Origin of the sequence: Vibrio sp. qd031 (assembly GCF_002100145.1) — a bacterium.
Lineage (GTDB): Bacteria > Pseudomonadota > Gammaproteobacteria > Enterobacterales > Vibrionaceae > Vibrio.
This window is the reverse complement of sequence record NZ_JXQD01000018.1, coordinates 35,538-48,026: the sequence shown is the minus strand read 5'-3', so window position 1 is coordinate 48,026 and position 12,489 is coordinate 35,538. Positions and strand designations below refer to the sequence as shown.

At 45.1% G+C, this 12,489-nt stretch carries 10 protein-coding genes; 5 read left to right on the top strand and 5 right to left on the bottom strand.

What is annotated here, in order from left to right; all coding sequences use genetic code 11:
• Positions 1-7: 7 nt before the first annotated feature.
• Positions 8-1,423 (bottom strand): TolC family protein, encoded by a 1,416-nt coding sequence (locus ST37_RS06145; protein WP_084884670.1) that lies wholly within the window; start codon positions 1,421-1,423, stop codon positions 8-10.
• A 300-nt stretch (positions 1,424-1,723) separates the two neighbouring features.
• On the opposite strand from ST37_RS06145, the gene ST37_RS06140 reads away from it, so the two are divergent.
• Positions 1,724-2,899: an MFS transporter gene (locus ST37_RS06140; protein WP_084884668.1), complete on the top strand. Its 1,176-nt coding sequence runs from the start codon at positions 1,724-1,726 to the stop codon at positions 2,897-2,899.
• Between the two features lie 63 nt (positions 2,900-2,962).
• Here ST37_RS06140 and ST37_RS06135 read toward each other — a convergent pair whose 3' ends face one another.
• Together ST37_RS06135 and ST37_RS06130 are read right to left on the bottom strand one after the other, a co-directional pair.
• On the bottom strand, positions 2,963-3,529 hold the full coding sequence (locus ST37_RS06135; protein WP_084884667.1) for a PhnA domain-containing protein: 567 nt from the start codon (positions 3,527-3,529) through the stop codon (positions 2,963-2,965).
• A gap of 71 nt (positions 3,530-3,600) precedes the next feature.
• Positions 3,601-4,389 carry a M48 family metallopeptidase gene (locus tag ST37_RS06130; protein WP_084884665.1) on the bottom strand — a complete coding sequence of 263 codons (789 nt, stop codon included), beginning with the start codon at positions 4,387-4,389 and terminating at the stop codon, positions 3,601-3,603.
• A 67-nt stretch (positions 4,390-4,456) separates the two neighbouring features.
• Here ST37_RS06130 and ST37_RS06125 point away from each other — a divergent pair, with 67 nt between their 5' ends.
• The 3 genes from ST37_RS06125 to ST37_RS06115 all read left to right on the top strand — a co-directional run bounded on the left by ST37_RS06125 (position 4,457) and on the right by ST37_RS06115 (position 7,474).
• Positions 4,457-4,897: a hotdog fold thioesterase gene (locus ST37_RS06125; RefSeq protein WP_084884663.1), complete on the top strand. Its 441-nt coding sequence runs from the start codon at positions 4,457-4,459 to the stop codon at positions 4,895-4,897.
• Positions 4,897-6,588: an SgrR family transcriptional regulator gene (locus ST37_RS06120; protein WP_084884662.1), complete on the top strand. Its 1,692-nt coding sequence runs from the start codon at positions 4,897-4,899 to the stop codon at positions 6,586-6,588. The genes ST37_RS06125 and ST37_RS06120 overlap by 1 nt, the downstream gene beginning before the upstream one ends.
• Positions 6,589-6,787: 199 nt before the next feature.
• Positions 6,788-7,474: a MaoC family dehydratase gene (locus ST37_RS06115; protein ID WP_084884660.1), complete on the top strand. Its 687-nt coding sequence runs from the start codon at positions 6,788-6,790 to the stop codon at positions 7,472-7,474.
• Positions 7,475-7,527: 53 nt separating this feature from the next.
• Here ST37_RS06115 and ST37_RS06110 read toward each other — a convergent pair whose 3' ends face one another.
• A complete protein-coding gene (locus ST37_RS06110) occupies positions 7,528-7,953 on the bottom strand; it encodes a universal stress protein (protein ID WP_084884658.1) in 426 nt (141 codons plus the stop codon).
• Positions 7,954-8,375: 422 nt separating this feature from the next.
• Here ST37_RS06110 and ST37_RS06105 point away from each other — a divergent pair, with 422 nt between their 5' ends.
• The gene (locus ST37_RS06105) at positions 8,376-10,418 is read left to right on the top strand and encodes a methyl-accepting chemotaxis protein (protein ID WP_084884657.1); all 2,043 of its coding nucleotides are present in this window, start codon (positions 8,376-8,378) and stop codon (positions 10,416-10,418) included.
• Positions 10,419-10,488: 70 nt separating this feature from the next.
• Here the strand turns inward: ST37_RS06105 and ST37_RS06100 are convergent, their stop codons facing one another.
• The gene (locus ST37_RS06100; protein ID WP_084884655.1) at positions 10,489-11,916 is read right to left on the bottom strand and encodes a M48 family metallopeptidase; all 1,428 of its coding nucleotides are present in this window, start codon (positions 11,914-11,916) and stop codon (positions 10,489-10,491) included.
• Positions 11,917-12,489 lie beyond the last annotated feature (573 nt).

Below are 12,489 nucleotides of genomic sequence, written 5' to 3'. Positions count from 1 at the left end.
ATATATCCTAAGAGTGTGTCGCGAGAGTCAATGGGCGTTGTTCGTAGAAACGAAACTCCTGCATTGAATTGCTCAGTGCAAGAAGTCGGTTTAAGGCGATAAGGTAGCTGTACTGAGCCACATGTTGCTGAGTTTGAATTTGAGCAAGGTACAGTTCGGCGTCAACCACATCTAATGAGCTAGAGAGTCCTTGGGTAAAGGCTTTTTTACGAAGGTTCAAGTTCTCTGTAGCAAGAGAAATACTGGCTTCGAGACCTTTGACCTCTTCTATCGCTTGTTCTGCTTCTAGGTGAGTTTTTTGCACTAACACGCCCAAATCTTGCATGGCTTGCGCGCGCATGTAGTCGATTTGCTTAACGGTGCTGTGAGCGGCTTGAACTTGGTTAGAGCGTCCACTGGTTTCCAGCAGAGGTAGCGACATTCCGACACCGACAAACCAGTCTGGGGTGAGTTGCGAGGTGAGGGAATCATCATGATACAGGCTGTAATTGCCGTACAAGAAAACGTCAGGGTAGTATTTACTTTTTTCAACCTTGATCAGACCTTGAGCCTGCTTTTGTTTGGCTTCTAAAATGCTCAGCCCAGGGTAGTCTTGCAATGTTTTGGTAATGTACTCGTCAAGTTCGCCAGGGTCAGAGTTAATAAATAGCTCACTGACGGGATTCACCGAAACAGGTTGGTTTAGTATTTGTGTTAATGCGGCAACCGCGATGTCCAAATCCCGTTCTGCTTTTTTACGATCGACGGTTGCTTTAGCCAATGAGGCTTCTGCTTGTAGGCGCTCGACCTTAGCAACTTGTCCTTGATTCTCCATCTTTATTGCAAAGTCAAGGTGCTGCTGTAAACCTTGTTCTACTTGCTGATAGGTATTGAGCACTTGCTTAGACAGAACAACGCCAAAGTAGTACTTGGCTAAGTCCTCATAACGCGCTTGCGTTTCCATGGCAAGTTGCGCTCTTGCTTCTTCCGTCTGTCCCGCAGCAATTGCTTGTGCGGAGTTTATTTTCCCTCCGGTAAATACGGGCCATATAGCGCGTATTGATGAGGTAAATACGTCTTTTTCTGCAAGGGTTGAATATGACGAGCCTAGGGCGGATAAGTAAGGTTGAAAAGCAGGGGGTATTGATCCAGCGGAAGGTAGGCCGGTAATGCTATCTAATAACTGCTCCCCACTTAAGGTGACATCGTCGTCGAGACGCGTGTAGTTTGCTTCCAAAGAAATTGAAGGAAGATTGAGACTTTTCTTAGCACTTTGCAGTTGCTGATAGCGCTCTACGTTGGCACGACTGGCCGCAAGAGAATTGTTCTGTTGCTGCAGTAACTCCCATGCCTTAGTAAAGGTGACATCCTGCGCGTTTGAGGATGTCGATAACGCTATACCGCATATGGCGAGAGCCACCGTTGCGATGCGCGACTTATGCATAAAAACTCCTTCTAAAGCTGCAAATTCGCTGTGACGGGCTCAAATTGGCAGTGTTAAATACTTGACTCATGGTATTAGAGTAAAAACTCTATGTAATTGCAACTCTCTTTTAGTTAAAAATTGTAAATTCGACCAAAATGGCTAACTCAGTATGGAACCACACTATTTTTCTGTTAGTAGATCCGGTCGTTTGGGCGCTTATTGTTATTAGTGTAGCGTTAAAGTAATGGCCGCAAGCAATTAAAGCTTGCTCACTCTTTATAGGCAAAGATACACTCAGCAGATCACTAGGAGATCCGCATGTCGCATTCGAAATGGAAAACACCGCAAAACTTTTTAATTATTGTCTCAATTATTGTCCCAGTGGCATTTTCAAGCTGGATGGCGCTACTGAATAACTTCGTAGTAGAAAAAGCGGCGTTTGACGGCTCAGACATCGGTCTCTTACAGAGTGTCCGTGAGATTCCTGGCTTTCTCGCGTTTACTGCGATCTTCATCATCGCGTTTATTCGAGAGCAGCGATTCATGATCATCTCGCTTGCTTTGTTAACGTTAGGCGTGATGGCGACCGGATTCTTCCCAAGTCTCATTGGATTGTTGCTTACTACGTTTGTCATGTCAGTGGGGTTTCACTACTTCGAAACCTTAAAACAGTCTCTATCTCTGCAGTGGTTGAGTAAAGAGGAAGCGCCGGAAATGCTTGGGAAGCTCATTTCTGTAGGTGCTGCAGCGTCCCTAGTTACTTATGGAGTTCTATGGGTGATGTTGGAAATTATCCAACTTGAATATCGATACGTCTATCTAATTACCGGTGGAACGGGGTTTGTGCTGCTCATGTGGGCAGCGTTTACCTTCCCAAAGTTTGAATCTCACACCCAGCAGACCACAAAAATCGTGTTGAGAAAGCGTTACTGGCTCTATTACGCACTGACCTTTATGAGCGGTGCTCGACGACAGATCTTTACCGTTTTTGCAGGCTTCTTGATGGTAGAAAAGTTTGGCTATTCAGCGGCGGATATAACACTACTGTTTTTGGTGAACTATCTGTTTAACTTTCTATTTGCCAAAAAAATCGGCCGGTTTATTGGTGTCGTTGGTGAACGAAAAGCATTGGTGTTTGAGTACGTTGGTTTAATTGGTGTGTTCGTAGGTTATGCGTTAGTGAGCAATGCACAATGGGCGGCCGCGCTCTATGTGATTGATCATCTGTTTTTTGCGCTGGCACTCGCCATTAAAACCTATTTCCAAAAAATCGCCGATCCTGCCGATATGGCATCAACCGCTGGGGTTGCTTTCACCATTAACCACATTGCGGCGGTTGTGATACCGGTAATGTTTGGGTTTATCTGGTTGGTGTCGCCGGCCAGTGTCTTTTATATTGGTGCGGGCATGGCCGCAGTCTCGCTATTGCTGTCGCTTAATATTCCCAAGCAACCACAAGATGGCAATGAAGTGCGAATGTTGAGTTGGCGGTAAGCCTTTCACAGGTTTTAAGCAAAAAAAGCCAGCACAACTGCTGGCTTTGTCTATTTATTTAAACTACTTCTTACGGCAAAACTCGCATCGCAGCCACATTTGTTGGCCTTCGACTTTACCGGAAAACAGCTCTGGGTCATCTTGAGCTAAGCCGATATTGCGAACCATAGTGCCTTGCTTAACAACCATTGACGAGCCTTTAACAGGTAGGTCTTTGATAATAGTGACGGTGTCACCTTTTGCAAGTGGTGCACCGTGGCAATCAGCGTGCTTGCGATTATCGGCGTCCATACCTATTTCAGCCCATTTTGCTGTTTCTTCTTCGATATACATCATGTCGAGTGCATCTTGTGCCCAAGACTCCGATGATAAGTGAGTCAACTGACGCCAAGCCAACACCTGCACAGCAGGAACTTGACTCCACATGCTATCGTTAAGACAGCGCCAGTGGTTTACATCCATGTTGCTAGTGTCTTCAACCTGTGCTTTACAGGTCTCACAGAGTACAACAGCGTGATCGACCGTGATCTGAGTGTGGGGCGATACCACAAACGGGGCAATATTTTCGGTGGAAGAGCACAGCTCACATTGAGAGCCTGCGCGTTCTAGAAGGGTCGCTTCAGTAGACATAGACGTACCTAATCAATTCAAAGTGGCGGCATTATCTAACGAAATGCCGCACTTTTAAAGGGGGAATACGTTTACAGCAAACGTTCGCAATCTGGCGCTTGGTTGGTCGACGGTGGGAGCTGCTTAATTTTTGCCTTCAGGTCGCTAATGCGCGTGCTGTGAGAGGGGTGGGTAGACAGCAGTTCTGGTGGTTGATTGCCACCTGATGCTTTTGCCATATTTTGCCATAGGGTGACACTGGCATTCGGGTCAAATCCAGCCTTCGCTAGGATTTCCAAACCTACAATATCGGCTTCCGATTCTTGTGTTCGTCCGTAGGGCAGAAGCACTCCAACTTGTACGCCCAACCCTAAAGCGCCCATAGCAAGGTCACGGTAGTCGTTATCGTGCAAAGCCACACTAGTCACTTGCATGCCAATATTGGCAAGCTGAGCTTGTGACATGCGCTCATTACCGTGTTGGGCGGTGACGTGAACAATCTCGTGGCCAATAACAGCAGCGAGTTGATCGGCTGTTTCTGCGACTGCCATTATCCCGGTGTAGACGCCAATTTTACCTCCGGGTAGGGCAAAGGCGTTGACTTGCTCACTGTCGAACACCACCACCTCCCATTCGCTGAAACTACCCTGAATGGGGACATGGGGCAAAAGGGCATCGGTGATGCACTGGACATAGTCGATTTTGTTTTGACTTTTGGTTTTGGGGATTTCCGCTTTCATTTCTTCGAATGACTGCGCCCCTAATTGACTCATTTGTACATCAGAAAACAAAATGATTTGATTGCGGCCCGTTGGGGATGACGCACAAGCAGCTAAGGCTGCAACACTAAGTGTGATGGAAATTTTTTTCAAACTAGGCATAAACAACTCCCTTGTTTATAGTTTGAGGTATAATAGCAAATCATTGTAAAAACGGAAAAAAAATAGAATGACCATCTGGCAACGCGACACCAATTTACAATTACTAAATGCAACCTCAGAAGGCACATTAGTGTCCCATTTGGGCATTACCTACACAGAAATTGGTGAAAATAGCCTTGTCGGAACGATGCCCGTAGGGCCTCAAGTCCACCAGCCCATAGGAATGTTACATGGGGGCGCATCAGTGGTGCTAGCGGAGACGCTTGGTTCAGTTGCGGCGAATTTGTGTGTAGATAGAACGCATTACTGCGTGGGACTAGACATTAACGCCAATCATATAAGAGCGGTGCGCAAAGGCGTTGTGACTGGCACAGCGACGCCAGTTCATTTAGGCAGGCTCACCCAAGTGTGGCAGATTGATATTGTTGACGATAAAAACAAATTGGTCTGCGCCTCTAGGCTCACAGTTGCGGTTATGCAAAACAAAAAAGTGATGCAGGGGGCGTAATGAGTAGCCCAAGATTAAGACAACAATTTGATCTTTTATACCGACATTTCTCCGGCCAAGACAGCGACGTTCAAATTGAAGAAATCACTGAAATTCTGAGCTGCACTCGTCGCAATGCCCGTATTGTATTGAGTAAGCTGCACGAGCTGGGTTGGATTCAGTGGTCGCCATCATCGGGGCGCGGCAAACTGTCTTCATTGATCTTTAACCAGAGCCAAGACGATGTAAACATCGAAATGGCGAAACGATTGTTAGAAGAAGGCAAAATCGGTCGCGCGTTGGCCGTTCTTGATCAAGATGTGCATAAACTGACCCAGGTGGTTCAAGACTACATTGGACTACAAAATCGTAAAGGTGAGTCGATAGTAAGGTTGCCTTATTATCGTCCTCTGCAGCTTGTGTCTCCACTTTATCGGTTACGACGCTCTGAAAAAAACATCATCCAGCAGGTGGCAAGCGGACTCACAACCCTCGATGAAAACGAACGTTTAACCGCAGACATTGCTCATCATTGGCAAATGCTTACGCCTGTTCATTGGCGGTTTTTTATCCGCCCTAATATTCGTTGCCACAATGGAAACCTATTAACCCTTGAACAGATAATCCATCATTTGGACGATCTGGCTGATGCGCCACTGTTTTGTCATATTACCAAAGTAACCCAATCAGCCGATCTTTGCATCGATGTTTATTTAACTCGCCCAGATGTACGATTTGACCTGCTACTGAGTGATGTCAGTGCCAAAGTGATCACCCAGTGGGTGACGCAAGAAGATGGCCAGCATTACCCACAAGCTACTGGTCCATTTAGGGTGGTGCACAATGACGACAGTAAATTGAAGTTGGTCGCGTTTGATGACTACTTTGGTTTTAGGCCGCTTATCGATCAGGTCGAAGTGGTGGTGATAGACGACATATACTCTAATTTGGTTTACCCTTCGCTGTCACAGTCTGTATTGCCTAACAGCTCAGAGCCCAAGCAAGAGCAAGTGGATTTAGACCCAGGATGTACCTTTTTACTGTTGGATAAACAGCAGGGGTTGGCAAAGACTGCTGACTGGGCGGATTACTTTTCCAGTCGCCTCAATAGCCTCGCGCTTTTTTCTCATTTACCTCAGCAGAAGATCGTTGATCTAGGCTTAATTCATGCTTTTGGTCTCAAACCAGGCTGGCAACATACCAGTGGGTATTCCACAAAGTCGTTGGCCGCGCCAACACAGCAAAATATCGTTGTGGCATATCAACACGAACACACTGTTTTTGCAGACATTGCTCATGCGATCAAGAATTTACTGGAACAGGATTTGCTTGAAGTAGAACTGGTGACGTTCGATTCTGTTAAAGAACTCGCCAAAAAGCCCGATATATGGGTAATGGCAATGGGGATAGCCACTCATCGCGAGGACGCATTGGCGGCATGGTATCTTTGCGAGCCTCGCTTTAACGACACCGTGGAAGAGAGTGTTCATAAAAAAGTCGTATCGTTGATTGAGCACTGGCAAAGCGGCAGTGATTTGCCATTCCCAGGACTACAAATTAGTCAGCAATTGGTTGGTAGCAAACAAATTTTGCCTATGTTTCATTGTTGGCTCGGGGTGAATCAAGACCACAGTGGCACGTTACAGAATGCAAAAACAAACGCCTTAGGTTGGTTTGATTTTAGCCGCGTTTGGCTAAAGCCTGGTCAATAGTTGGAGTTAACCCTCTAAATTTATAGCTGTATATCAGTTATTAGAAACTTTTATATCACACTTAAACTTATGAAATGGAAAGCTATATTGGTACTCAGTTAACGTATGTAAGCTGAAAAAAATTTGCGTTAAGATGTGATGTGGCTCAAACTTAGCGCGTTTTTAATCGTTGTCAGACCAGATAACAGAGAGAGTTCTTATGAAAGTAGTCGAAATTTTAAAGCACAAACGCGAGTCATTGACCCGCCACAACTTTGAGATTTTGGACAAGATGTCTCCTGCACTCAAAGAATACTGGCACGATTTTATTTCTAAAGCGCAAGCTCATCAGCTATTCCCGTGGATCAAAGAATTTGATTCTAAGCCAGCGGTTAACGAAGAGTTACCCGTTGAAGAAGTCGCCCGCGTTGAGATGTCTGCACAAGCGCAAAGCGTTTATGACGAACTGCAAATGAATCTCGGTGAGGTTTATCATGTTGGTGATTGGCTTGATATCGACCAAACGATGATTGATCAGTTTGGAGTGGTGACGCACGACAATCAATGGATCCACACTGATCCAGAAAGAGCTGAGAAAGAGTCGCCGTTTAAAACCACTATCGCTCATGGCTTTCTAACCCTGGCACTGTTGCCCAAGTTGACAGACAGCGTTAACCCAGACAATCCGCAGTTCGCCACTGCAAAGGTCGTCGTTAATATGGGGCTAAATAAGGTTCGTTTCCCTTACCCAGTTAAATCGGGCAGTCGTGTACGCGCCGAAAGTTCGGTCGTCTCGGTTGAACCGGTGAAAAAAGGTTTAGAAATTGTTAGAAAAATCACAGTAAAAATAGACGGTGTTCGTCGTCCAGCGTGTATTGCCGAATCGGTGATTCGAGTTCAATTCTAATCCATTAGGTTATTCAAAAAAACGCTCCTTTGGGAGCGTTTTTTTTTGGCAATTTACGGGTTAATTGGAACAACCAATATGTCGACTGGTGATTTATGAATCAGGTGTTTCGAATAGGAAATGATTCGACTCCAAAAGTCGTGGTGGTGGCCACAAATAAGCAAATCGATGCCATTATCGCCAATGGTCGCCTCTAATTTATCCGCCAGATCGCCCGTCCCGACAAAGAAGTGCTTAAGGGGTAGTTCAAACGACTCTTCAAATCCATGAAGCTGATCCATGGTTTCTTTGTGCAGTGGAGATTGCTGTGGATTGTTATGAATGTCGACTAACTCTGGGTAAATTTCGCCATGCGAGCCGTCAATATGAACAAACGAAACGTGTGCCTCATGCTGCTTGGCCATGTAACTTGCTCGTTGAAGCAGTACTTGGCTTTCTTCTGATAACTCTAACGCGACAAGGATATGTTGGTATTTCATGGTGTCGTCCTTCTAGAAATCATTCATAAATAAGCATAGTTTTTATATGGATAAATTGCTGTCGAATAGATCGCGAAATCGGACGATTGTGTGATTGATCGTTTGGATTAAGTTGAATTCTATGCCCAATTTTCTATGAAAAAACAATCAAATTATGTAAGCGCTTTCATGAGGGTGGAGGTTTGATAGTCTACTGGGTGTGATTAACCCCACAACTATGAAGCTGCGTAGTCAACAATTTAAATGGCAAGCTATTATATGTTGTTGATATATATATTTAAATGTTGATTTTTCCCGTTGGTCAATTGTTCGCCACTTTCAGTATGGCATGCTGTGAAGGCAGTCGACGTTTTCATTTGTTTCATAATTACACTATCTATAAGAAATGCTTGCAATTTAGCAGGTCTGACAGGAGATAGTAAATGGGAACAAAAAGCATTGTCACTCGGGTCTACCTAGGGTTTTTATTTTTAACCATAGTGATGGTCGGAACGGCATGGTTTAGTATCGTGGGTAACCAGCAATTAACCCATAAAATTCAAGTGATCACCCAGCAAGCGACCCCACTAATGACGAAGTCAGCGGAGCTTAACGGTGCCATTTTGACTATAAACCGCAGCTTAACTCCCTACTTTTCTGCCATGTATGTGGATGAACTTGATCCCTTTGCAGAGGTTATTGAAGCCAATACCGCCGAGTATCTTACGCGATTTGAGTGGTTCATAGAGCGTTCGAAAAGCGACGAATCTGTTGCGACGTTTGTCCAGCAAATGCAACAGGGCAGCGAGGAGATCATTAAGGCCATGGATGAAAGCATGGCCCATTACGTTGATTATCTAGACAGCAAAGATTTAGCCCTCTACGAGCAATCGACGTTTCAGTCTGTCACAAGTCAACTTAACAGTAATCTGGTGAAGTCTTTAAGCCTGGTTGACGACAGCGGGGCGAAGGCCGTCAATACGTTAATGTCTATCGTTGGTGTACTAAATAGCGATGCAAATGATGCGTTTGCGACGCAAGATATGTCGGAGTTGCGTGGTACGTTACGTCAAGCTAATGGTAAAAAAGAACGCTTTGACGAGGCCGTGGCAGATTTCAAGCAATTTGCCCCCAATCAATATCGAAGCACAGAAACGGCTCTGCAGCTGCTTTCCATGCATCTGTTTACTCCAAACGGCGCGGTTAACCTTCACGCACAAGCGGTTCAACGTTATCAAGAGCTCAACCAGTTAAGAGTCGATATTGAATTGATGCTCGATGATGTGCTCCTTATCATGGGCGCACTGTCTGATTATGCGGAGCAGTCGGCACACAGTATTGCTGTTGAGTCTGAGCAGTTTGCAAACACCACTCAAATGACATTGACCTTTGTTGCAGTCGCGTCTTTGCTCTTTGTGGTGTTTACCGGTCACCGCATTGCCAATATGGTTAAGAAACCAAGTCGATTACTTACTGCATCACTGGATAAAGTCGCCGATAAAGATTTGACGCAAAAAGTTGTCTACAACGAAGCCAATGAATTTGGTGAACTGGCCACGAAAGTCAATTTGGTGATCGATCATTTATCTCATCTACTTGAGCAGATGAAATCTTCCGCAACCGAGCTTAATCAAGCGTCGCTAAATAATCAAAGTACCAGTCAATCACTGAAGCAAGCTATGAGTGAGCAAACGGAGCAGACCATAATGGTTGCTACCGCCATGCAACAGATTGAAAGTTCAGTTTCGGAAATTTCGCGCTCTGCAAGTAATACTTTGAACGTAGTCACCTCGGCGGTGGGCAGTTCAACATCAGGCCAGCAAATGATGGAGCAAAATATTACGTTGCTTACTGAATTGTCTGGCCGACTCAATCAGTCAACCGAAACCATTCACTGTGTCGAGCGCGAAAGTGCAAGCATCGAGTCCATCTTGGATGTGATTTCTGGAATATCGGAGCAGACTAATCTATTGGCCCTTAACGCCGCTATTGAAGCGGCAAGAGCTGGGGAGCATGGACGTGGCTTCTCTGTGGTTGCGGATGAGGTTCGCGTGCTTGCGGCTAGAACCACGGCGTCAACGCAAGAAATTCAGCAAAAAATAGAAGAGTTACAAAGTAGTTCGAAATTGGCCGTTTCTCAAATAACCGAGTGTGCAAATGGCATGACAAATTGTGTGGAACAAACCAATATGGTGAATGGTTCGCTAGAGAACGTCCACAGTTTACTCAGTGAAGTCGAACAAAGCAGCCATCAGATTGCGGCGGCGACCACAGAGCACCAATCTGTGGCCCAAGAAGTCACCCGCAATATCGACCATATTCATCAGTTAACTACACAAAATCAGACCCGTTCAGAGGCGCTGGCTAGCTTAAGTGATCAGTTAGAAGCAATGGCAGAAGTACAACAAGCTCTGACGAAAAGCTTTTTACTCGATAGCTCAAATGAGTCCCAAGACTTGGAGGAAGTGTACCCTCACCAAGCGTAAATAGTAGGGAGAATCGATTAAAATAATGGGGCTGACAGTGTCAGCCCCATTATTTTACCGCGAGACACTGTTACTGGTAGCTCTGCTCAATTACAACTTTGACCTTAGGCATCTCGGTGGTGTCACTGTTTTCGTCAATGCCATTAATGATTTTGAATAGTTCGAGATCAATATGACTTGAGTACTGTTTGTTCAGTGCTTCGAGAGAATCCGAACTATCGATATCGACAACCTTCAAAGTTTTTACAGTAAGTTTGTCGTAGTCTTGTTGTGACATTGCCCGAAAGCTATTCATTGACTCTAAGACGGACTCTTGCAGTAACTCGGTGGCAAGGCTTGCGACTCGATAAGTCCCTTCGTTGTGATCCAGCCACATCTGATTAAGAAAGTTGGTCGTATCCTCACCGTCTGATTTTAGAGTGGTTAAGTAACCTACCGTACCATCAGATAGCGTCGTTGGAATGATCTTCACCTCCAAGTTATAGCGATCTTCAATCGCAAACTTAAACCTATCGGCATTTTGCTTCGCATCGTAGTTGTTGCCTACACCAGATAAAACGACTAATCCTTGCTGTTTGTCTTCAAAGGCTCCCACCGACAGTGGCTGATTAACCGTCGTCCACTCGTTTGGAAAGTCGATCACAAACTTGAGCGTAGGATGGATAAACTGCTGATCTATGAAGACCCCTTTGTTTGGGTTTTCACCCACTGTCATGCCATCAAGCGGCTGTGGAAATGCAGCATCAATAGGTTGCGAGGAGGCAATCGTCAGTTTGCCTTTCATTTGGTTAAGGTTTTTTACGCGCTCAGGCGTGTATGGATGGCTATCAAAGTAGCTTTTTTCAATGCTTTGGTCAGTAATGTATTCGATAGAGGTATTCATTCGAGTAAGCACGTCGCCCATTGCTGCGGGTTTGTACCCAGCTTTTGCGGCTAATGTGGCACCTAAGGTGTCGGCCTCGGTCTCATGGCTACGACTATAGCCTGCAAGGAATAATTGATTACTTGTGCTGATTGGAGCATTGATCAAATTACCTAGGTCACTGCTGACCACACCAACGATGTTACCTGGTACTTCAAGAAGACCTGGTACGACGCTACTTTGCATCTGTTTGACACTGTGACGTTGTGTGACGTGGGAAATTTCGTGTCCCAGTACTCCGGCAAGCTCATCCTCAGTATTCATGAGCATTAATAATCCACGGGTAATGTAGATATAGCCACCGGGAATAGCAAAAGCATTTGGCATTGGATCATCAATAACATGAAACTCAAATTTAAAAGGTTGTTCACCAAGATGACTGACAAGACGATAACCGACAGCGCTGACGTAAGTCTGCAGAGAATCTAAATCGTAGATGCCCATTTGAATCTCAACGACTTTAGCGTTTTTAGCGCCAATTTCTTTGTCGTAATCAGGGCTGACAGAACAGCCCACCAGTGTAGCAAATACCAGCACAATGGTCAGAGAACGTGAGAAGCGTGAAAATGTATTCATAGAGGGCGGTCTCTTTATTTTTGAACGTTAACAGCAGCGGTAACTCTGGTGCATAGTTTGAATGGCCGTTTCGCAAAGTTTGTTTAGCACATCAATATCAGACAACTTATTGATATACAGCCAATAACGGGCGGTTTTAGCTTTTCCTAGTCGACTCAGTAGTTCCGCTAAATCGTCAAAACCTGGCACAATATACACCGTCATGTTCTGTTTACGTGATGAAAAGCCGATGACAGGCCAATGATAACTGCCTTCAGAATTGCTGTACTCGCATTGGCCAAAGCCTACGATGCTATCACCCCCAAATAACGGGCTTTTTTCCGGTGAGTTTTTCTAGCATTGAACACAGCGTCCGCGCGTCATTTTGCTTTGTTGGATGCTCTATGTGAGAAATAAACTATTCGACACTTTTGCAAGTGGGTCTCGTTTTAAGATCAGCCATGACCATCCTCAAGCAAATCAAGCGTAAAAAATCATTTTAATCAAAACCGCTAAAAACTCTAGTTTTGTCTTAGCTCACAAATACTAGGTTATGACAGGTGTGCAAGTGACAGCACGAAGTAGTAAAGCTTT

Bases quoted from the DNA above. Each gene is read 5' to 3' on its own strand.
- ST37_RS06100 (WP_084884655.1), bottom strand. From the start codon at position 11,916: ATGAATACATTTTCACGCTTCTCACGTTCTCTGACCATTGTGCTGGTA.
- ST37_RS06110 (WP_084884658.1), bottom strand. From the start codon at position 7,953: ATGAAATACCAACATATCCTTGTCGCGTTAGAGTTATCAGAAGAAAGC.
- ST37_RS06120 (WP_084884662.1), top strand. From the start codon at position 4,897: ATGAGTAGCCCAAGATTAAGACAACAATTTGATCTTTTATACCGACAT.
- ST37_RS06105 (WP_084884657.1), top strand. From the start codon at position 8,376: ATGGGAACAAAAAGCATTGTCACTCGGGTCTACCTAGGGTTTTTATTT.
- ST37_RS06115 (WP_084884660.1), top strand. From the start codon at position 6,788: ATGAAAGTAGTCGAAATTTTAAAGCACAAACGCGAGTCATTGACCCGC.
- ST37_RS06145 (WP_084884670.1), bottom strand. From the start codon at position 1,423: ATGCATAAGTCGCGCATCGCAACGGTGGCTCTCGCCATATGCGGTATA.
- ST37_RS06125 (WP_084884663.1), top strand. From the start codon at position 4,457: ATGACCATCTGGCAACGCGACACCAATTTACAATTACTAAATGCAACC.
- ST37_RS06130 (WP_084884665.1), bottom strand. From the start codon at position 4,389: ATGCCTAGTTTGAAAAAAATTTCCATCACACTTAGTGTTGCAGCCTTA.
- ST37_RS06140 (WP_084884668.1), top strand. From the start codon at position 1,724: ATGTCGCATTCGAAATGGAAAACACCGCAAAACTTTTTAATTATTGTC.
- ST37_RS06135 (WP_084884667.1), bottom strand. From the start codon at position 3,529: ATGTCTACTGAAGCGACCCTTCTAGAACGCGCAGGCTCTCAATGTGAG.